Origin of the sequence: Kitasatospora albolonga (assembly GCF_039535905.1) — a bacterium.
Classification (GTDB): Bacteria; Actinomycetota; Actinomycetes; order Streptomycetales; family Streptomycetaceae; genus Kitasatospora; species Kitasatospora albolonga.
Genome location: NZ_BAAAYB010000009.1, coordinates 1 through 19,912, shown reverse-complemented (window position 1 = coordinate 19,912; position 19,912 = coordinate 1). Strand labels below are relative to the sequence as shown.

The window sequence follows — 19,912 nt, the reverse complement described above, 5'->3', positions numbered from 1 at the left end:
GCCGGGCCGGGCGGGCGTCCGGCGCGGTGTCGACGGTGGCGCCGCGCGTCGGAGCCCGTTGCCGCGTCGGCGCACGGGGCCTGACGGGCGGTCAGGACCGGGCCGGCACGGGGCGGGTACCGTCCTGGCCCGCGCGTTCGGTGATGTTGCGGGCCATGCCGGCGAACACGAAGGTGTGGAACGGCGCGACCGACCACCAGTAGGCGTGCCCGGCCAGCCCGTGCGGGTGGAACAGGGCCCGCTGGCGGTAGTGCGCCCCGTGGTCGCCGGCCGGCGTCACGGAGAGCTCCAGCCAGGCCAGGCCTGGCAGCCGCATCTCCGCGCGCAGGCGCAGCAGGTGGCCCGGTTCGATCTCCTCCACGCGCCAGAAGTCGAGGGAGTCCCCGACCCGCAGCCTCGCCGGGTCGCGGCGTCCGCGCCGCAGGCCGACGCCACCGGCCGCGCGGTCGAGCCAGCCGCGCAGGGCCCAGGCGAGCGGGAAGGAGTACCAGCCGTTGTCACCGCCGATGCCCTCGATCACCTGCCAGACGGCGGCCGGCGGCACGCTGACGGTGAGCTCCCGGACGTCCTGGTACAGGCTGCCTCCGGCCCAGTCGGGGTCGCTCGGCAACGGGTCGCTGGGGGCACCGGGCAGCGAGGCGGAGGACCAGCGGGTGGCGACGTCGGCGTCCTTGATCCGGCGCAGGGCCAGCTCGACGGCGCGGTCGAAGCCGGTCAGCCCGCCCTCCGGGTCCGGCACCCAGCGGGCGATGTCGTGCTCGCCGCAGACCACCTCGTGGCGCAGCGATTCGACCAGGGGCCGGGCGATGGAGTTCGGCACCGGGGTCACCAGGCCGACCCAGTGGCTGGACAGACGGGGCGTCAGGACGGGGACCGGGACGATGAGGCGGCGGTGCAGCCCGGTGATGCGGGCGTAACGCCGCATCATCTCCTCGTAGGTGAGGACGTCGGGGCCGCCGATGTCGAAGCTGCGGGTCAGCCCGGCCGGCAGGTGGGCGGCGCCGACCAGGTAGTGCAGGACGTCGCGGACGGCGATGGGCTGGATCCGGGTGGAGACCCAGCGCGGGGTCACCATCGCGGGCAGGCGTTCGGTGAGGTGGCGCAGCATCTCGAAGGAGGCGCTCCCCGAGCCGATGATCACGGCGGCGCGCAGCTCGGCGGTGGGCACGCCGCTGTCGCGCAGGATGCGGCCGACCTCGGCGCGCGAGCGCAGGTGTGGCGAGAGGCCGTCGGGGGCGTGTGCGGGGACGAGGCCGCCGAGGTAGACGATGCGGCGCACCCCGGCCGCCGCGGCGGCGGCCCCGAACGCGCGGGCGGCCTCCCGGTCGGTGGCCTCGAAGGTGGGCCCGGTGCCGAGCGAGTGGATCAGGTAGTAGGCGACGTCGACGCCGTCGAAGGCCCCGTCGAGGCTCTCGGGCCGGGTGACGTCGCCGGTGGCGGTCTCCACCCGGGCCCGCCAGGGCTGGTCGCGCAGGCGGCCCGGGTCGCGGACCAGACAGCGGACGGTGTGCCCGCGGGCGAGGAGCTCGGGCGCCAGCCGGCCCCCGATGTAGCCGGTGGCTCCGCTGACCAGACAGCGCAGGGGGCCGCTCGGGTACGCGTCCATGTCTCGGTCCTCCTCCGCCCGCGGGTCACGCCTCACCGTGCATCGATTCGCCGCCGCGCCCGCACCTGGAGCGTTTGTGCAGCGAGTCCCGCCTTCGTGGTTGAGTCCCGCTAAACACTGCTTCCCGAATCGGCCGTTGATCATCTTCCGGTCGCGACGGGATCGTGGGGACGGGGCCGGACACCCACCCCACCGATACTTCTGGAGAGGCTCATGAGCAGCAACACCGGCACGATCACGTACTTCGTCCACCAGTCGCTGGACGGTTACATCGAGGGCCCCGGCGGGGAGTTCGACTGGCCGGTCATGGGGCCGGAGATGTCGGCCCACTCCCGGGCCCTCACCGCCTCCGCCGACGTGTTCCTGTACGGCCGGGCCGTCTGGGAGCTGATGGCCGGCTACTGGCCGAAGGCCGAGGAGTACTCGACCGACGAGCACGACCTCGCCTTCGCCCCGATCTGGCGCGCGGCCCGGAAGGTGGTCGTCTCCACCACGCTGGAGCGGGCCGACTGGAACGCCCGGGTGATCGGCACCGACGTCCTCGAGGAGCTCAGCGCGCTCAAGGGCGACGGCGCGCACCTGCTGCTCTTCGGCGGCTCGGCACTGGCCGCCCACCTCACCGAGCACGGGCTGATCGACGAGTACCAGGTCTTCGTCCACCCCGTCGTGCTCGGCGGCGGCAAGCCGGTCTTCCCCGGGCCGCGCAAGCGCTTCGGGCTGGAGCTCGTCGAGTCCCGCGTCCTCGACGGGCAGGTGGTCCTGCTGCGTCACCGGCCCGCCCGCGGCGCCGCGGCGGCCGGCCGTTGACGGGCCGCGGCGGGGGTGCCGGCGGCTCCCGGGCCACCGCGTGGACGCCGCGCACCGTCGTGCGCGGCGACGTCCGTCTGGCCTGCCGGGACTGGACCGGGCCGCCCGGCCGTGACGTCCTGCTGCTGCACGGCCTGGCCGGCCACGCGGGCGAGTGGGACCGGGTGGCCGCCACCCTGAGCCGCGCGGGGCGGGTGGTCGCGTTCGACCAACGCGGCCACGGCCGCTCCACCCGCCGACCGGCCGAGGTGTCGCGGGCCGCGTACGTCGCCGACGTGGTGGCGGCGGTCGGCCAACTCGGCCTGCGGCAGCCCCTGCTGGTCGGACAGTCGCTCGGTGGCCACACCGCGCTGCTCGCCGCCGCCGCACACCCGGGGCTGTTCGGCGGCCTGGTCCTGGTCGAGGCCGGGCCCGGGGCCGCGCCCGGTGCGCAGCAGGAGATCGCGGCCGTGCTGGACTCCTGGCCGGTGCCGTTCCCCTCCCCCGAGGCGGCCGCCCGGTTCTTCGGCGGCGGGGCGGTGGGCGCCGTGTGGGCGGACGGCCTGGAACCGCGGGACGGCAGCTGGTGGCCACGCTTCGACCGGGACGTGATGGTCGCCTCGCTCTCCGAGCTCGCCCACCGCTCGTACTGGGACGAGTGGACCGCGATCGACCGCCCCGCCCTGCTGGTGCTCGGCCAGCACGGCATCCTCCCGCCGGCCGAGATCACCGGCATGCTCCGCCGCCGCCCCGCCACCACCGCCGTCAGCGTCCCCGGCGCCGGCCACGACCTCCACCTCGAACACCCGGACCTGCTGGCCCGGTTGCTGGCTGATTTCGCCTCCGCACAGCCGGCCGACATCCTCCCTCCATCTCCCGAGGAGATCCCCTTGACGACCACCACCTCCACCTCCACCTCCGTCATCTCCTCCGACGGCACCCTCATCGCCTGCTCCACCACCGGCACCGGACCGGCGGTCGTCATCGTCGACGGAGCCCTGTGTCACCGCGCCTTCGGGCCGGGCTCCGCCATCGCGGACCAGCTCGCCGCCCACCACACCGTCCACACCTACGACCGCCGCGGCCGCGGCGGGAGCGGCGACACCCAGCCGTTCGCCGTCGAGCGGGAGATCGAGGACCTCGCCGCGGTGATCGCCGCCGCCGGTGGCTCGGCCCACGTCGTCGCCCTGTCCTCCGGTGCCGCGCTGGCCCTGCGGGCGGCCACCCAGGGCGTCGGCATCGCCCGACTCGCCGTCTACGAGCCGCCGTTCAGCACCGACGACCTGCAGAGCGAGCGGTTCGACGCGTACCGGGGCGATCTGACGGCCGCCCTGGCCGACGGCCGGCGGGGGGACGCCGCGGTGCGGTTCATGACCTTCGCGGGGATGCCGCCGGAGGTGGCCGACGGCATGCGCAACGCCCCGGTGTGGCCGCTGTTCGAAGCCGTGGCGCCGACCCTGGCCCACGACGCCGAAGCCCTGGGCACGGGCGCCCGGGTACCGGCCGAGGCCCTCGCGCGGATCACCGCACCGGTCCTGGTCGTCGACGGCGGCGCCAGTCCGGAGTTGCTGCGCGCCGCGGCCCGCGCCGTCGAGGCGGCCGTCCCCGGCGCCCGGCGCACCACCCTGGAAGGCCAGACCCACGAGGTCGCCGCCGAGGTCCTGGCCCCCGCACTGCTCGCGTTCTTCGCCTGACGCCTGCCCCTCCCACCTGCTCCTCCCCTCGCACGGGCACCGTGACGGGTGCCCGTGCGGCGCCTCCCTGACCGACCACCAGCTCACGCACCGACAGAACGGGAACCACCACCGTGCCCCAGACACTGACCCCTCCGACGTCGACCACCCCCACCGTGCCGCCCCGCCCACCGGCCCCGCTCCTCCTGGTGGGCACCATCGCCGCCGGGCCGGTCTTCCTCGCCGCCAGCCTGGCCCAGGGCCTGACCCGGGAGGGCTTCGACTTCACCCGCAACGCCCTCAGCCAGCTCAGCCTCGGCGCGCTCGGCTGGATCCAGGTGGGCTTCTTCCTGCTCACCGGCCTGCTCGTCCTTGCGGGCGCCGCCGGGCTGCGGCACGCCCTGCGCGGCGGCCCCGGTGGCGTCTGGGCACCCCGGCTGATCGCCGTGTTCGGTCTCTCCTTCCTGATCGCCGGGGTCTTCACCGCCGACCCCGGCGCCGGCTTCCCGCCCGGCACCACGGAGACCGGCACCGGCACGCTCAGTGGTCACGGCGCCGTCCACATGGTCGCGGGCACGGTCGGCTACCTCGCGCTCTGCGCCGCGTTCCCGGTGCTGGCCCGCGCGTTCGCGGCCCGGGGCGAGCGGGCCTGGGCGGTCACCACCCGCCTCGTCCCGGTGGCGGTGATCGCCGGGTTCGCCGCCTCGGCCGCCACCGTGGCGGCGTTCACCGCCGGGGCCGCGCTGGGCCTGCTCTGGCTCACCGCCGTCGGCTGCCGACTGCGGGCCACCACCCGGAGGTCATAATGATCACTTCGACAGCGGCCGACGGAGCGTCACGGGCAGGGTGGACCACACGACATGATCGAACGTCTGGAACTCGAGGCGTTCCTCACCCTCGCCGAGGAACTGCACTTCGGCCGCACCGCGGCCCGCCTCAACGTGACGACGGGCCGGATCAGCCAGACCGTCAAGGCACTAGAGCGGCGGATCGGCGCTCCACTGTTCGAACGGACCAACCGCGTGGTGCGCCTGACCGAGCTCGGCCACACCCTGGAGCAGGACCTGCGGCCCGGCTACGAACAGATCCAGGCCGGCCTCGACCGCGCCACCGCGACCGTCCGCCGGACCGGGGAGCAGCTGACGGTCGGTTACGTCGGGGCGGCGGCCGGGCAGGTGGCGCACCGGGCCGCGGACCTGTTCCCCCGGCACCGCCCCGGCTGCCGGGTCGAGGTCCGCGAGGCGCAGATCGCCGAAGCCCTCGGCCGGCTGCGCGCGGGAGACCTGGACGTGCTCCTGCTCAGCCTCCCGCTCACCGACCCGGACCTGGTCGTCGGCCCCGTGCTGCTCTCCGAACCACGGATGCTCGCCGTGCCCGCCGACCATCCGATCGCCCGTCAGACCCACGTCACCATGGAGGACCTGGCCCGGATCCCGCTGCTGCGGATCGCGGGCTCCCGGCCCGGGTCCTGGCTCGCCGACCGCCGCCCGTCCCGCACCCCGGGCGGCGAGGCGATAGCCGACGGCCCCCGGATCGAGACCTTCCAGGAGGCCCTCCAACTCATCGGCGCCGGCCTCGGCGCCGCCATCGTCGGGGCGCAGGTCACCCGGTTCTACAGCCGGCCCGACGTCGTCTGCGTCCCCTTCGCCGACGCGCCGCCGATCGAGTGGGCACCGGCCTGGCTCACCACCAACAACACCCCGCTGCTGCGCTCCTTCGCCCGCTCCGCCCAGCAGGCCGCCCACTCGCTCCACCCGGAGGGGGCGGGCAGCGCCGACACCCTGGCAGTCCCGTGAGGCCGCCGGGCACGCTCACGGGACGATCAGGACCTTGCCGCGGATCAGGCCCGCCTCGCCGAGCCGGTGGACCTCTGCGAGCTCGGACAGCGGGCGGGCGGAGCTGATGTCGAGGCGGACCGCGCCCGCGTCGACGAGACCCACGAGCGCCGCCAGGTCCGCGACGTCGTTGCGGGCCACCAGGTGGACCGCGCTCACACCGGCGTCGTGCGACGGCTCGACCGGGGTCGCGACCGACACGATCCGCCCGCCCCGCCGCACCAGCGGCACCAAGGCCGCGGCGTCCGGCGGGCTCAGCGGCACCAGGTTGAACAGGACGTCCACCGGGCCGTCGAGCGCGTCGCCCAGCGGTCCGGCGGTGTGGTCGACGAGGCGGTCGGCCCCCTGCCGCCGGACCGCCGCGGCACTGCGAGGACCGGCCGTGGCGGTGACCTCGGCGCCGGCGTACTTGGCGAGCTGGGTGACGAATCCGCCGACCCCGCCGCCCGCACCGTTGACCAGTACCCGCTGACCGGTGGTCACCTTCCCGTGCTCGAACACCGCCTGCCACGCCGTCAGGCCCGCGACGGGGAGCGCGGCGGCGTCGGCGAGCGGGACGGACCTCGGCGCTGCGGTCAGCAGGGCGGCGGGTGCCCGGACGTACTCGGCCGCCGCACCGCCGCCGTCCAGCCGTCCGACGACCCGGTCGCCCACGGCGATCCCCTCCGTGCCCGGGCCGGTCTCGACCACGGTGCCGGCGACGTCCCAGCCGAGCGCGTACGGGAGCTCCACCGGTAGGAACGCCTGCAGCAGTCCGGCGCGCAGCGCCGCCTCGGTGGGGTTGAAGGATCCGGCCGCCACCCGCAGCAGCACCTCGCCGAAGCCGGGGCGCGGTCGCGCGACGTGGTCGAGGCGGATCACCGAGGCGTCGCCGAACGCGTGGATGCGTGCGCGTCCACGGCACCCCGCCCGGCACCTACCGCAGGACCACCTGAGGAGCCGTCACCGGCCGTGCCCTCCACCCCGCCTGGGCGTGGGTCGGTCCCGGGGTCAGTCCCGGGCCTCGGCGTGGCGGGCGGCGTACCAGCTGGAGTCGACGGCGGGGTTGCTCAGAGTTCCCCAGAACCGGTCGTCGGGCATCGGCGGCAGCGGCTGTCCGCCCAGGTCGGCGTGGAGGTCCGCACGCCAGTCGACCGTGAGTCGGCTCCGGGTGGTCGCGCTCTCGTACACCGACCGGTAGGGCGAGCCCCAGATCCCGTGCACCATCTTCTCGGCGGCCCACCGGCGGGTGTCGTCCCGGTGCGCGCCCGCCTGCGCGACCACCGCGCGCAGGCGCAGGACCAGCGGGTCGAACTGCTCCGGCCGGGGCGGGACTTCACCCCGGTCCCACGCGTCCAGGGCCGCACCGACCTCCGGGTACTTGGCCAGGCCCGTCTCGACCGCCAGTCGGCGCAGCTGCTTGCGGGCGGCCTCCGCCACCCGCTCCGCCGGCACGACCGCGAGCAGCGAGCCGAGTTCCTCCAGGCCGTCCAGGTGGACGGCGTGCAGGAGGTCGGCGGGGCTGCAGGAGAGGTCCAGCTCCGGAAGCCGCTCGTCCGCTGCGGGCAGCGGATCGTCGGCACTGCCCCACTCGGGGTGGGCCGGCATCGCCGACTCCCAGAGCAGCCGGCCGTTGAACGTGACCACACCGGCGTCCCGGCCGCGCTCCAGCCGGTCGGCCAGCTCCGCCAGGTACTCGCCGAGCGAACCGGCCCTGCCGAAAGCGGTACCGGTCTCGTCGAAGAACCGCCCGATCGCACCGAAGGTGTCCTGCCCGGTGCGGCAGTCGACGGTGAGGCCGTCCGCCGTGGCCTCGTAGGTGCCGAACTGGACGTAGCCACGGTGCCAGTAGCCTCCGGCCTCGTCCTCTTCGAGGTCCTCGTCGAGGTCCTCGGTGAGGTCCTCGGTGAGGTCGGCGGCGATGTCCCGGAGGAAGCGGGTCTTCTCGAGGATCCCGCTCACTCCCAGCAGGCGGTCGTCCGTGGGGAAGCGGAAGGCCTCCGGCCCCTCCTGCGCACCGTCGTGCCGGAGCAGTGAGGCGACCAGGTCCGGAGGGAAGGTGAGGCCCAACTCCTCCTGCGCCGCCGCGAGTTCCTCGTCCCCCGCGGGAGGCCGGAGGGACGCGAAGGTGCGAGGCGCGTGCTCGCGCAGCCACGCGTCGATTCGGCTCCACGACTCCCGGACCAGATCTGCTGTCATGGAACGCACTCTAGACAGGGGCGCCGACAGCTTGATCGGCACCCGCCCCGGACGGCGGATTCCGGGCTCCCCACACGGCCTACCCGCCGTACGCGGACGCGGGCTGCCGGGGAGGGGCGCAGGACGCTCCCCGTACCGGTCCGCCGTCGGTACGGGGGCGTGGGTCCGCGCCCGGCGGGTCAGCTCGTGGTGCCCCCAGGTGTGGGCCACGTCGATCACCAGGCGGTTGTCGAGCTGGAAGACCCGGTACGGCAGCCGGTCCCGGACCCCGAGGCCGAACTGCGTCTCGCCCGCGTGCGACCCTCCGCCCCGCGCCTCCACGAACGTGGGGTAGCCCGTGAAGTCGAGCCCGGGCAGCTTCTCCCCGGTGCGCATGGGGTAGGTCCGGTTCCAGTCGGCGTCGTAGGTGTTCGCCCAGACGACGATGTTCAGCACCTTGCCGCCCGCGACGGGGATCGGCTCGTCGCCGGTGCTCGTGCGGATCGGTGAATCCTGGTACTCGATCCGGTACTTGACCGGCTTGGCGGGCGACGATCCGGGCACGTCGACGACCATGCGGTCGAAGCAGGGGTGCGTACCGGTCCTGACGCCGGTCATGTACCGGTAGTCCTCGGCATCGGCCCCGCCCGCCTTGGCGAGGCTGCCCCAGCCGGTCTCGCACGCGGCGACGGCTGCGGCCGGTGCCGCCGCGGAGGCCGTCACCGGGATCACCGCCGCTCCGATCCCGGCCAGCACGAGTGCCATCGGTACAGCCGTCCAACGTCGCATCATCTGTCTCCCCGTCAGGTACGTCGATCGTTCGTTCGCCTGTACATACGCTCCGGTCCGGCCTTGAGGTTGCACACGTACGACGATTTGTTCGCGGGGCCACCGACTCGGGCTTACAGGAGGATTGACGGGCCGTCAGCCCTCGGCCCTGGGCCGCCAGTCGGCGGCCCAGGCGTCGAGCCGGGCGAGGCGTTCGAGCAGGGACCGCCCCTGACCGGTGAGCAGGTAGCCCTCACCGGCGTGCTCGACGAGGTCGGCCTGTCCGAGCTCACGGAGCCGGACCGCCAGGACGCTCGAGGAGATGCCGTCGCAGCGCTGCTGGAGCTGCCGGAACGTCGGCGTCGAGTCGTCCCGCAGCTCCCACAGGACCCGCAGCACCCAGCGCCGACCCAGGAGGTCGAGCAGCGCCATGATCGGGCGGCCCGTCTGCGAGCCGCGGACCGGTCGGCCCGGGAGGGGTGTCGGTGCCATCTGCTTCCCTCGTTCGCTTCTCTTTCCGAAGCGCCAATGTTAGCGTGCCGCCATGCCTCTGAAATCGAAGCGCCCGCGCATCGAACCGCTCTCGCCGCCGTACGACGAGGAGGCCGCCGCAGCCCTCGGCCTCCTCGGGCCCTCCCCCATCCAGCTGTTCCGGGTGTGGGCGCGCCGGCCCGAGCTCGCCCGCTCCATCGCGGGCTGGGGAAGCTACTACTTCTCCCGGCGCTCCGCCCTGACGCTCCGCCGGCGCGAGCTGGTCATCGACCGGACGACCGCGCTCTGCGGAGCCGACTACGAGTGGGCCGTGCACGTCGCGGGCTTCGCCGAGAAGGCGGGGCTCGACGCCGCGCAGCTCGCCTCCCTCGCCACCGGAACGCCGGCGGACGACTGCTGGGACGCGGCGGACCGTGCGGTGCTCGAAGCCGTCGACGAGCTCCACACGACCTTCGACCTCTCCGACGAGGCGTGGGCGAGGCTGGTCGCCGTCGCCGACGAGGACGCCGCGCTCGAGCTGGTCCTGGTCTGCGGTTGGTACCACGCCGTCTCCTTCGCCGTCCGGGCGCTCCGGCTGCCCCTGGAGCCCGGCACCAGGCCGATCGCCGCGAAGTGATCCGGTGCCGGCCCTGAGCGGAGGAGTCCGCACGCGTCGCGGAGCCGGGCCCCGGTCGCGGGGCGCGGCCCGGCGATCCGTGCGGATCAGCAGGTACCGAGGTCCTGCCAGACGCCCCACTGACCGGTGGTGCCGGGCTCCTCGCCCAGCGTCCACCACTTGGCGCTCCACCGGTGGCCCTTCCAGGAGACGGTGTCGCCACCGGTGTAGACCTGCGTGCCGGCCCAGGGGGCGGTGGAGCACGCCGGGGCGGTGCCGGTCACGGTGAGCGTGTACGTCGCGGAGGACGTGGCCGAGGTGCCGGTCAGCGTGCCCTTGACCGTCAGCGGGTAGGTGCCGGGGACGGCCGTGGACGCGGTCGACACCGACAGGGTGGCGCCGGCGCTCCCGCTGACCGAGGACGGGTTGACCGAGGCGGTGACCCCTGCGGGAACGCCGGTGACCGCCATCGCGACGGAGGTGTTCGAGCCGTTGTTGATGATGGCCGTGCTCACGGTCGCGGTGGTCGACGAACCGGCGGTCACCGTGCCCGAGGCCGGGCTGAGCCGCACCTGGACGGCGGGCACCTGGACACCCGACGCGGAGGGCGACGGGGAGGAGGTGGGGGCGGGCAGTGGGGAGCCTGCCGCATGGACGGTGCCGGAGCCGGTGAGCGCCGCGCCGGCGAGGGCGGCGGCGGTGACGGCTCCGGCGAGCAGGGCTCGGAGCGGTGCGCGAACGGGTCCGGCCATGGGCCGCGCTCCCTTCGGAGGTGGGGACTTCGGCGGCCTGAGGCACTCCGGCCGGGTCACATCCTGCTGGTCTGGACCACCCGACTGTCAAGGGTCCTCACCGAAACCGGCCTCGACGTGCGCGCCCGGGCCCTGACGGCGATCGTCCTCGCCCGTCAACTCGTGGCGGGCACGGCGCCGTTCTCGCGACGGCGCGCGGCCAGCCGGCCGGAGAAGCGGTACCCGCCGATCATCACCACGACCACGGCGGCCGTCTCGGCCGTGCCCCAGACCCAGGTCGAGGTGCTGACCTTCTTGGCCGGGAGCTTCGGCAGCTTCTTCGCCGGGATGTCGGTCGCGGACCGCCTGGCCACGTCGGCCTGGTGGGCCTGGTTCCGGGCGGAGCCGTGGAGGAACGGCGCGACGAACAGCAGGGCCAGGCCGAGCAGCACCTCGACGGCGATCACGGCCGGGAAGCGGCGCAGCAGCACGGTGATCAGCGGCCGCTGGTCGCCCTCCTCGCGCAGGGCTTCGATGCGGGGGTGCAGCCAGAACTGGTTGAAGGCGCCGATCAGCAGCATCCCGCCGAAGATGAGGATCTTGACGCCGAGCACCCGGCCGTACATGGTGCTCAGCAGCTGGGAGAGCCCGTCCACGTGCGCCCAGTAGAGGAACAGCCCGGACAGGGTGATGGCGGCGACGCAGGCCATCGCGGCGACCGAGAAGCGCCGGATGACGGCCGACCAGAAGGCACGGCGCCCGGCGCCGTTGACGACCGCGGGGAGTGCGAGCAGCAGCAGCCCGAGCAGGCCCCCGATCCAGACGCCGCCGCCCTGGAGGTGCAGCTGCCAGACCACGGCGTCGAAGGTGCCCCGGCCCCGGTCTGCCGGTGCCTGCGAGGGGAACTTGGTGGCGCCGAGCGCGACCGCGGCGCAGAGCAGGGCCGCGGACAGCAGCGGGCCGCGCGCCCGGCCGGCCGCGATCGAACGCACCGTCAGCGGGGCGGCCAGCAGGGCGCCGAGCAGGGAGGAGGTGACCTCGATGCCGGACAGGCGGCCCTTGTTGCTGCCGTCGAAGAGCGAGCTCCACGCCTTCGCGTAGTCCGTAGCCGTGGCTCGGCGAGGCGGCGTGCGCCAGCTCGGTCAGCACGGCGGGCACGGCCAGCACCCCGACGACCACCGCAGCCAGGGCCAGGCGTCCGGTGACGGCGGGCGCGGAGTCGGCGGCGTTGCGGACGGCGGCGGGGACGGCGGCGAGCAGCGCGAGGGCCAGCAGGCCGACCGCCGCCATCAGGGTCACCCACACCGCCCAGTTCACCGCGCTGTCGGCGAAGGGGCCGAGGGGGGTGGACGGTACGGCGCCGGCCAGCGGCGCGTGGGCATGCGGAAGCGACAACGGGGCCACGGGGCCCTCCCTTGGGTGGTGAGGTGTGGAGGAACGCGACAGGCCGCACCGGCCGGGTGAGGAGCGGGGAGATGCCGGGCGGTGCGGCCTGCTGGTGACGGGCTCGGAGAGTGGGTGAGTGGGGCTCTCCGAGCCGGGGTTACGCGGGTTGGTCCTGCGTCGGCGCCGCAGCGGGACGGGGCGCGGGGGGAGCTCGCCGGACGGACGAACCAGGCGAGCGTGGGCAGCAGGTAGCCGGCCCAGACGACCAGTTGGAGCACCGTCGGGTCGGGCTGGAAGTTGAACACGCCCTTGAGCAAGGTCCCGTACCAGCTGTCCTTGGGGACGGTGGAGCTGATGTCGAACGCCACGCTGTGCAGCCCGGGAAGCAGCCCGGCCTCCTGGAGGTCGTGGACGCCGTACGCGAGCACGCCGGCCGCGACGACCACCAGCATGGCGCCGGTCCAGGTGAAGAACTTGGCCAGGTTGATCCTCAGCGCGCCGCGGTAGAACAGCCAGCCGAGCAGGACCGAGGTGAGCAGGCCGAGCGTGGCGCCGACGAGCGGGCGCACGCCGTCATCGGTGGCGGCGACGGCGGACCAGATGAACAGGGCCGTCTCCAGGCCCTCGCGGCCCACCGCCAGGAAGGCGGTGGTGACCAGGGCGAAGGTGCCCATCGCGATGGCCGCGTCCAGCTTGCCGTGCAGCTCCGCCTTGAGGTGCCGGGCGGTGCGGCGCATCCAGAACACCATCCAGGTGACCAGGCCGACGGCGACGATCGACAGCGTGCCGCCGACCGTCTCCTGAGCCTCGAAGGTCAGCTGGCTGGAGCCGAACTGGAGCGCCGCGCCGAAGGCCATGCTGATCAGCACGGCGGCGGCGATCCCCGCCCACACCGGCGCGAGGCGGTCCCGGCGCCCGGTCTTGACCAGGTAGGCGATCAGGATGCAGACCACGAGGCCGGCTTTCCAGGCCCTCGCGCAGTCCTATCAGGTAGTTGCCGAACACGGCGTTCTCCTTGAGGAGTTGACGGGGGCTCAGTTGACGACGGTCGCGGCGGCGAGCTTGGAGAGCGGCTCGGCCAGGGCGTTGACGGCGTCCCGAGAAGGCCTTGCGCTCGGTGTCGCCGACCTTGTCGTAGGAGGTCCAGGTACCGCCCTGGTTGTACTTGGCGAGCAGGGTGTTCAGCGCGGCGAACTCCTGGTCCCAGGGTCTTGGCCAGCTCCGCGTCCTTCTCCGCGACGACCGGCTTGAGCAGCTCGTACGCCTTCAGCGCACCCTCGACGTTGGCGTTGAAGTCCACCAGGTCGGTGTGGCTGAACGCCTCCTCCTCACCGGTGACCTTGCCGGTGGCGACCTCGTCCAGCAGCTCCTTGGCGCCGTTGGCCATCGAGGTGGCGGTGATCTCGGCGGTGCCGACCACCTTCTGCCACTCCGTCAAGTCCGCCACCAGCTGGTCGGCCAGCTTCTTGTCCTCGTCGGTGATCCTGCCGTCGGCCCAGAGCGACTTCTCCAGCTTGTGCCAGCCCGTCCACTCCTGGCCCGGCTCCAGGCCGTCCTCGCGGACGTCCGTCTTCGGGTCGATGTCGCCGAAGCTCTCGGCCACCGGCTCGGTGCGCTCCCAGCCCACCCGGGAGGGGGCGTAGGCGGCCTTGGCGGCCTCCAGGTCGCCCGCCTTCACGGCGTCGGCGAACTTCCGCACCAGCGGCATGGTGGCGTCGGCCTGCTCCTGCACGTACGTGCGGTAGGCGGTGACCGCCGCGGTCAGGCGCGGGTCGCTCTTGGCCTGGGCCGCGTCACCGGTGACGGTGATCTTCTGGCGGATGCCGTCACCGACCATGCCCGGCTTGCAGGCCACCTCGTACTCGCCGGCCTTGATCTCGGCGGTGATGGTGGCCTTGGTGCCCGGGCCGATGTTCTCCCGCTCGGTGACGATCTTGTCGCCCGCCGCGTAGACGTAGACCTCGGTGGTCTTCGAACCCTTGTTGGTGACCGAGAAGTTGACCGGACCGGCCGGGAAGGTGGTCTTCGACAGCTCGCAGGCGGAGTCGGTGGCGTTCACCTGCACCGCGCCGTCCGAGGAGACGTCCTTCTTCTGCTCGGTGCACGCGGTCAGCGCGACTCCGGCCACGGCGACGGTGAGCAGCGCGGCGAGGTGCGAACGGCGGACGGACATCAAGAGACTCCACGGGTGGATGGGCATCGAGAAACGAGCAGGTCGCCGCCCGCGAGGGCGACATTAGGTTAGGCGTACCTTAGTTCAGGAATCGGCCATCCGTCTACATCGACGTAGTCACCACACGATCCACCCGGGCGTACCCACGGACGAGGAGTGGTTGGCTACCGGCAGGCGAAGGGGCTTGAGTCTCCATCAGGGGGAGACACGAAGGTGGGGGCATGGACGGCGACACGCTCTACTCGATCGGCGAGCTCGCTCGGCGGACCGGTCTCACGGTCAAGACCATCCGGTTCTACTCCGATCGCGGAATCGTGGCGCCGACCGACCGCAGCCCGGCCGGCTACCGCCGCTACACCATCGACGCCGTCGCACGCCTGGACCTCGTACGGACCCTGCGCGAGCTGGGACTGGACCTCCCCACGATCCGCAAGGTCGTGGACCGCGAGCTCGCGCTCCCCGCAGTCGCCGCGGCGCACGCCGAAGCACTGGCCGTGCAGATCCGCGTCCTCAGCCTGCGACGCGCGGTGCTGACGGCGGTGGCCGAGCGCGGGTCCACACCCGAGGAGACGGAACACATGCACCGACTGGCCCAGCTCTCCGAGGACGGACGCCGACGTCTGATCGGCGACTTCCTCGACGCCGTCTTCGGCGGTCTCGACGCCGCCCCCGCGTTCGCGGGAGCCATGCGCTCGATGACCCCCGAACTGCCCGACAACCCGGAGGAGGAACAGGTCCAGGCCTGGGTGGAGTTGGCCGAACTGTCCCTGGACCCGGACTTCCGCGCCGCCGTGCGATTGATGGCCGAGGAGCAGGCAGCCGAGCAGGCCCTCGGCGGCACGACGATCCCGCGCCGCGACATCGCCGCAGCCGTCCGCGACCAGGTCGGCCCGGCCCTGACGGCCGGCATCGACCCGGCCTCGCCCCGGGCCGATCCGATCGTGGCGGCGTTCACGGCGCACTACGCGCACCTCCTCGGCCGCCCGGACGACGTCGAGCTCCGCCGGCGGCTGGTGACTCGGCTGGAGAGCGTGAACGACCCCCGCCGGGAGCGGTACCTCCGGCTCCTCGCGGTGGTCAACGGCTGGTCGGCCCCGGAGAGTCTGGCACCGGTGCTCGACTGGTCCGTCCAGGCCCTGCGCGCCCGGACACGGCAGTGACGGTTCGGCTGCCCGGGGCCGTGTGCCGGCGGTTCCCTCGACGGCCGGTGCGCGAAGTGAGCCCAGGCTCACCACACCTGCGTCCCCATCGGCGGTCAGCGAGCCCGGATCACCTCGGCGGCGAGTTCGACGTACTCGTGGAGGCCGTAGGCGACGGCGACGGCCGCGACGGCACACGTGACCACCGCCAGGACGAGGCCGAGGGCGGAGGCCCGGGCGGAGGCGGCCTCGGGCCGCACCGGCACCGGACCGAGAAGGGCCTCGACCCGCTGCGGCACCGGCCCGCTGCTCACCGCGAGCAGCGGGCCGCGCCGGGACTTGGCCGCACTTCCGGCCAGGGCCGCGCGGGCGATCACGGCGGCGGCCAGGCGGCGGTCGCCGACCTCGCGGGCCGCCGCCTCGTCCGCCCACCGCTCCAGGTGGAAGTCCAGCACCGGGCGCAGTGAGCGCAGGGCGGGGTGGACGGCGGCGGCCAGGTAGACGGTGACGGAGAGCAGGTGGTGGCGGCCGGCGAGGTGGGCCCGCTCGTGGGCGACGAGGACCTCGCGCTCCTCCTCGCCGAGCGCCCGGAGCATGGCGCGGGTGACGACGATCGCCCCGGGGCGGCGGCGCCGGCCGGGCAGGGCGAAGGCGTCGGGGCCCTCCCCCGGCACCACGAGCAGCCCGCCGTCCGCTTCGGCGTCCGCGGCGTCGGCCCAGGCGCGGGCCAGCAGGGAGCGGTGCTCGAACCAGCGGCGGACGACCAGGACGAGCTGGGCGGCCATGACGGCCGCGGCGAGCACGGCGACCGGCAGGGCGGCGGGCCACTCGGTGGTGACCTGGGCGAGGGTGAGCCGTTCCAGACCGGCGAGGAAGGGGACGTGGGCGAGGCCGAACAGGGCCGCGCCGGTGCCGCCGGCGGCCAGCACGGCCGCCGAGACGATCGCCGCGCAGGCCTCCTTCGGGGGCAGGGCGGCGGCGAGGCGGCGCGCCGCGGCGACGACGATCCAGGGGAATGCCAGTGCCGCGACGACCAGGAGCAGGACCAGCGTCACGAGCCCTCCCGCACGGGGTTCTCGGCCTGCCGGAGCAGGCGGCGCAGCACGTCCTCGTCGTCGCCGGAGAGGGAGGAGACGAAGCGCTGCAGGACGAGGTCGCGGTCGGCTCCGGCGTCGAGCTCGCGGCGCATCCGGCCGGCGACGAGGCCGGCGGCGTCATCGGCCGCCGCGTAGGCGTAGCCGCGGCCGGAGCGCACCCGGGTCAGGGTGCCCTTCTCGTGGAGGCGGATGAGGATGGTGCCCACGGTGGTGCGGGCCAGGTCGCGGTCGAGTGCGGCGTTGACCTGCTGGGGCGTCATCGGGGCGTCGGCGGCCCACAGGACGGCCATCACGTCGGCGACGAGCTCGCCGTGCGGGCGCCTGGCCTCCGGACTGTCGTGCTCCATGTCGCTCCCATCCTGCTCCCCCGGCCGCCCGGGTGGTCCCGGGCCGATCACTTAGGTGTGCCTTTCCAAACCTTACGGGCACCGGGGGTGGCCGCCCAACAGTCCCCGTCGGGCGGCTCGCCGACCGCGGGAGGGAGTTGGCCTGCGCACGAGGTTTGTGTCTACATTGATGTAGACAACCGTGGACGGCAGCGCCGCCCCCGAGGAGAGGCGCATGCCCATGCCCGACCCTGCCCACTTCCTGGCCGTGAACGTCCTGGACGCGAGCTCACCGCTGGCCGCGTTCGGCGCCCTGGGCATCGCCGTGGTGCTGTTCGCCGGCTCCTCCGTTCCCAATGTCGACCGCCACCTCCTGCCGATCGTCGCCGCCGTCGTCGTCGTCTCCCTGGCACCGCTGGCCCTGGAACTGCTGCGCTCGCGCAAGACCGCGCAGGCCGCTCAGGCCTCGAAGGCCGGTGCCCGGTGACCGGCACCCTGCTCGCGCTGGACGGCTCGCGGGTCGACGGGTCGCTGTACCTGGACGTCACCGCGCTCGCGCACCGCGCGCCGTACGCGGTCGGCGAGACGGTGGCCGCCTGGTCGGCGTACGGACTCGTGGTCTTCGCCGTGCTGATGCTCATCGGCTGGTGGCGGGCCCGCCGGGCCGCCGCGCCGGTGATGGCCGTCGCGCTCGCCGCGCCGGTGATCGTGGTGGCGGCCTTCGCGCTGGACACCGCGCTGAAGTCGGTGCTGCGCGAGCCCAGGCCCTGCCATGTGCTCCCCGCCAGGGCGACCCTCGAAGCGTGCCCGGCGGCCGGGGACTGGTCCCTGCCCAGCAACCACACGGTGATCGCCTTCGCCGCCGCCGCGGTGCTGTGGCGCTGCGACCGCCGGCTCGGCGCCCTCGCGGGCCTGGCCGCCGTGGCGATGGGGGTCTCCCGGGTCTTCGTCGGCGTGCACTACCCGCACGACGTCCTGGCCGGAGCCCTGATCGGCACCGCCCTCGGCCTGCTGCTGGCCGGTGCCGCCCGCCTCGGCGCACCGCTCGTCACCACGCTGCGCTCCGGCCGACTGCGCACCCTGGTCAGCGCATGACCGCCCGGGCGGCGCGGCTGCGCCGGTGGGCTCCCGCGCTGCTCGCGCTGACGCTGTTCGCAGCCTTGACCACCGTGCTCGCCGCACGGGGGTTCGCCCCGCTGCCCGGGGAGGCCGAGCTGCACCGGTGGGCGGTCGGTCACCGTCCCGGGTGGTCGGTGCACCTGGCGGTGGCCGTCACCTTCCTCGGCACCGGCGTCCCGCCCTACCTGGCCGCCGCGGCGGCCGGCCTGCTCCTCTCCCGCCACCGGCCTGACACGGCCGACACCCGGGCCCGACTGGTCACCGCGCTCGCGCCGGTGCTCGTGCTGGCCGGCGGGCAGCTGGTCCGCCACGGCCTGATGTGGCTCTTCGCGCGGCCCCGGCCGCCGGTGGCGGACTGGGTCGCGGCCCACCCGAGCGGCTACGCCTACCCCTCCGGGCACGCCTTCACCTCCGCCGTCGCCGCCGGGCTGCTCGCCTGGGCCCTGCTGACCACCGTGCGCGCCGGGCGCGGTGTCCCCCTGGCCGCAGCCGTGATCGGCACCGCCGCCGGGGTGGGGCTCACCCGCATCCACCTCGGCGTCCACTGGCCCGCCGACGTCCTCGGCGGCTGGCTGCTCGCCGCGTTCTGGCTGGCGCTGCTCCTGCCTCCCTCCGCCCGGGCGCCTCCATCGCACCCCCGGCCCCGGCCGTAGCCCCGGAGGCCGCACCGCCGCCCGGCACTAGACTCCGACAGCGGTCTACGGTGATGTAGTCATACGGAGGAAGCGAGGAGCCCGGTGAACGACGCGACGCGACGCCCGGCCGGCGAGCTGGAAGCCGCCGTCCTGGCCGCCCTGTGGGCGCCGAGCGCCCGCTCACCCCGACCGAGCTCCAACACGCCCTCCCCGCCGGACTCGCCGCACCACCGTCGCCACGATCCTCGCCCGCCTGCACGACAAGGGCACCGTCCACCGCACCCGCCAGGGCCGCGCGTTCACCTACCGCCCCGCCGTCGAGGATCCGGCCGCCCTCTCCGCCCGGCGCATGCACTCCGAACTCGACAAGGGGACGGACCGCACCGGCACCCTGGCCCGCTTCATCTCCCAGCTCAGCCCCGACGACGAGGACCTCGTCCGCGCCTCCTCACCGCCTCCTCCGACCCGCAGGAACCGCGATGACCTGGGCGGTCTGGGCTCCGCTGCTCGCCCGTGGCTCATCACCCCGCTCGCGCGGCGCCTGGCCGCGCTCCTCGCACCGCGCACCGCCGCACTCCTGCTGACCGTCACGGGCGCACTCGCCGCCGCCCTGTCCACCGCCGCGCTCGGCCTGCTCGCCCTCAGCGCGCTGCTGCACCTCCCCTCCTCGCCGCCCTCGGCCACCTCTCCCCGCCCCTGCTCCCGGACGGGCCCGTCACCCTCGCCCTCGGCTGGGCCGCCTTCCCGCCTGCGCCGCGGCCGGGGCCGCCACCGTGCGAGCCGTCCGCCGTCGCGCGCCCGGCCCGATCCACGCCGAACTCCGCGCGGCCCGCCGGGCCGGCGACCTGGTCGTCCTGCCCTGCGACGAGGCGGACGCCTTCGCCCTCCCCGGCCGCCCCGGCCTCGTGGTCGTCACCTCCGGCATGCTCCGTGCCCTCACCACCGACGAGCAGGCCCGTCTGCTCGCCACGAACGCGCCACTCACCGGCCGGCACCACCTGCTGACCCTGGTCACCGACCTCGCCGTCTGCCTCCACCCGGCCGTACGAGGGCTGCGCGCACCGCTGGCCCTACCACGCCGAACGCTGGGCCGACGAGTGTCGCCGCCGCCACCGTGGGAGACCGCCGCCTCACCGCCCGGGCCATCGGGACAGCCGCCCTCGCCACCGTCCCGTCCGCCGTCCGCCCCGCCACCGCCTTCGCCGCCACCCGCCGGGCCCGTCCCCCTCCGCATGCAGGCCCTCCTCCAGCCCCCCGCCCCGTCCCCGGGCCTGGCCCGCCGCGCCGGGGCCGCACTGGCTGCTCTGCCTGCTGGCCACCGCCACGGCCACGCCGAAGGCCACCCACGACCTCCACGAGGACATCGAGATCCGCCCAGAGCACCTCGGCCCCCG

General features: G+C 74.4%; 19 protein-coding genes and 3 pseudogenes. 11 read left to right on the top strand and 11 right to left on the bottom strand.

Annotated features, from left to right (window positions below; genetic code table 11):
* Window positions 1–91 precede the first annotated feature (91 nt).
* On the bottom strand, window positions 92–1,606 hold the full coding sequence (locus ABD946_RS02750) for an SDR family oxidoreductase (RefSeq protein ID WP_345279696.1): 1,515 nt from the start codon (window positions 1,604–1,606) through the stop codon (window positions 92–94).
* A 213-nt stretch (window positions 1,607–1,819) separates the two neighbouring features.
* On the opposite strand from ABD946_RS02750, the gene ABD946_RS02745 reads away from it, so the two are divergent.
* The 4 genes from ABD946_RS02745 (at window position 1,820) to ABD946_RS02725 (ending at window position 5,861) form a co-directional block, all read left to right on the top strand.
* Complete coding sequence (locus ABD946_RS02745; protein ID WP_345279694.1) at window positions 1,820–2,413, top strand: dihydrofolate reductase family protein; 594 nt, start codon at window positions 1,820–1,822, stop codon at window positions 2,411–2,413.
* Window positions 2,414–2,472: 59 nt separating this feature from the next.
* A complete protein-coding gene (locus tag ABD946_RS42385; RefSeq protein WP_380150294.1) occupies window positions 2,473–4,086 on the top strand; it encodes an alpha/beta fold hydrolase in 1,614 nt (537 codons plus the stop codon).
* A gap of 113 nt (window positions 4,087–4,199) precedes the next feature.
* Window positions 4,200–4,871: a DUF998 domain-containing protein gene (locus ABD946_RS02730; protein WP_380150295.1), complete on the top strand. Its 672-nt coding sequence runs from the start codon at window positions 4,200–4,202 to the stop codon at window positions 4,869–4,871.
* A gap of 54 nt (window positions 4,872–4,925) precedes the next feature.
* Window positions 4,926–5,861: a LysR family transcriptional regulator gene (locus ABD946_RS02725; RefSeq protein WP_345279692.1), complete on the top strand. Its 936-nt coding sequence runs from the start codon at window positions 4,926–4,928 to the stop codon at window positions 5,859–5,861.
* A gap of 15 nt (window positions 5,862–5,876) precedes the next feature.
* Here ABD946_RS02725 and ABD946_RS02720 read toward each other — a convergent pair whose 3' ends face one another.
* From ABD946_RS02720 to ABD946_RS02710, 3 genes are all read right to left on the bottom strand, one after another.
* Window positions 5,877–6,761, bottom strand: a complete 885-nt coding sequence (locus ABD946_RS02720; protein WP_345279691.1) for an NADP-dependent oxidoreductase — start codon at window positions 6,759–6,761, stop codon at window positions 5,877–5,879.
* Window positions 6,762–6,890: 129 nt separating this feature from the next.
* Window positions 6,891–8,822 carry an AMIN-like domain-containing (lipo)protein gene (locus tag ABD946_RS02715; protein ID WP_345279689.1) on the bottom strand — a complete coding sequence of 644 codons (1,932 nt, stop codon included), beginning with the start codon at window positions 8,820–8,822 and terminating at the stop codon, window positions 6,891–6,893.
* 159 nt (window positions 8,823–8,981) lie between these two features.
* Complete coding sequence (locus ABD946_RS02710; RefSeq protein ID WP_345279687.1) at window positions 8,982–9,317, bottom strand: winged helix-turn-helix transcriptional regulator; 336 nt, start codon at window positions 9,315–9,317, stop codon at window positions 8,982–8,984.
* Between the two features lie 52 nt (window positions 9,318–9,369).
* On the opposite strand from ABD946_RS02710, the gene ABD946_RS02705 reads away from it, so the two are divergent.
* On the top strand, window positions 9,370–9,933 hold the full coding sequence (locus ABD946_RS02705) for a carboxymuconolactone decarboxylase family protein (protein WP_345279686.1): 564 nt from the start codon (window positions 9,370–9,372) through the stop codon (window positions 9,931–9,933).
* Between the two features lie 86 nt (window positions 9,934–10,019).
* Here ABD946_RS02705 and ABD946_RS02700 read toward each other — a convergent pair whose 3' ends face one another.
* The 4 genes and pseudogenes from ABD946_RS02700 to efeO all read right to left on the bottom strand — a co-directional run bounded on the left by ABD946_RS02700 (window position 10,020) and on the right by efeO (window position 14,202).
* Window positions 10,020–10,664 carry a carbohydrate-binding protein gene (locus ABD946_RS02700; protein ID WP_345279684.1) on the bottom strand — a complete coding sequence of 215 codons (645 nt, stop codon included), beginning with the start codon at window positions 10,662–10,664 and terminating at the stop codon, window positions 10,020–10,022.
* Window positions 10,665–10,819: 155 nt separating this feature from the next.
* The gene (locus ABD946_RS02695; RefSeq protein WP_345279682.1) at window positions 10,820–11,635 is read right to left on the bottom strand and encodes a copper resistance D family protein; all 816 of its coding nucleotides are present in this window, start codon (window positions 11,633–11,635) and stop codon (window positions 10,820–10,822) included.
* A 609-nt stretch (window positions 11,636–12,244) separates the two neighbouring features.
* A pseudogene (efeU, locus tag ABD946_RS02690) lies at window positions 12,245–13,034 on the bottom strand (iron uptake transporter permease EfeU); the annotation flags it as partial.
* 29 nt (window positions 13,035–13,063) lie between these two features.
* A pseudogene (efeO, locus tag ABD946_RS02685) lies at window positions 13,064–14,202 on the bottom strand (iron uptake system protein EfeO).
* Between the two features lie 221 nt (window positions 14,203–14,423).
* On the opposite strand from efeO, the gene ABD946_RS02680 reads away from it, so the two are divergent.
* A complete protein-coding gene (locus tag ABD946_RS02680; RefSeq protein WP_345279680.1) occupies window positions 14,424–15,362 on the top strand; it encodes a MerR family transcriptional regulator in 939 nt (312 codons plus the stop codon).
* Window positions 15,363–15,457: 95 nt separating this feature from the next.
* On the opposite strand, the gene ABD946_RS02675 is transcribed toward ABD946_RS02680, so the two are convergent.
* Both ABD946_RS02675 and ABD946_RS02670 read right to left on the bottom strand, forming a co-directional pair.
* Window positions 15,458–16,396, bottom strand: coding sequence for a M56 family metallopeptidase (locus tag ABD946_RS02675; protein WP_345279678.1), 939 nt, complete (start codon window positions 16,394–16,396; stop codon window positions 15,458–15,460).
* Window positions 16,393–16,785 (bottom strand): BlaI/MecI/CopY family transcriptional regulator, encoded by a 393-nt coding sequence (locus ABD946_RS02670; protein WP_345279676.1) that lies wholly within the window; start codon window positions 16,783–16,785, stop codon window positions 16,393–16,395. Before ABD946_RS02670 ends, ABD946_RS02675 begins: the two co-directional genes overlap by 4 nt.
* Before the next feature lie 214 nt (window positions 16,786–16,999).
* On the opposite strand from ABD946_RS02670, the gene ABD946_RS02665 reads away from it, so the two are divergent.
* The 4 genes and pseudogenes from ABD946_RS02665 to ABD946_RS42380 all read left to right on the top strand — a co-directional run.
* Window positions 17,000–17,251 (top strand): hypothetical protein, encoded by a 252-nt coding sequence (locus tag ABD946_RS02665; RefSeq protein ID WP_345279674.1) that lies wholly within the window; start codon window positions 17,000–17,002, stop codon window positions 17,249–17,251.
* Complete coding sequence (locus tag ABD946_RS02660) at window positions 17,248–17,859, top strand: phosphatase PAP2 family protein (RefSeq protein ID WP_345279672.1); 612 nt, start codon at window positions 17,248–17,250, stop codon at window positions 17,857–17,859. The genes ABD946_RS02665 and ABD946_RS02660 overlap by 4 nt, the downstream gene beginning before the upstream one ends.
* Entirely contained in the window at window positions 17,856–18,536 is a 681-nt protein-coding gene (locus ABD946_RS02655; protein WP_345279671.1) for a phosphatase PAP2 family protein, read from the top strand. The genes ABD946_RS02660 and ABD946_RS02655 overlap by 4 nt, the downstream gene beginning before the upstream one ends.
* A gap of 84 nt (window positions 18,537–18,620) precedes the next feature.
* A pseudogene (locus tag ABD946_RS42380) lies at window positions 18,621–18,960 on the top strand (BlaI/MecI/CopY family transcriptional regulator); the annotation flags it as partial.
* A 6-nt stretch (window positions 18,961–18,966) separates the two neighbouring features.
* On the opposite strand, the gene ABD946_RS02645 reads toward ABD946_RS42380, so the two are convergent.
* Entirely contained in the window at window positions 18,967–19,176 is a 210-nt protein-coding gene (locus ABD946_RS02645) for a hypothetical protein (protein ID WP_345279669.1), read from the bottom strand.
* Between the two features lie 115 nt (window positions 19,177–19,291).
* On the opposite strand from ABD946_RS02645, the gene ABD946_RS02640 reads away from it, so the two are divergent.
* Window positions 19,292–19,912, top strand: a 621-nt coding sequence (locus tag ABD946_RS02640; protein WP_486334027.1) for a M48 family metalloprotease, incomplete at its 3' end; no start/stop codon positions are given.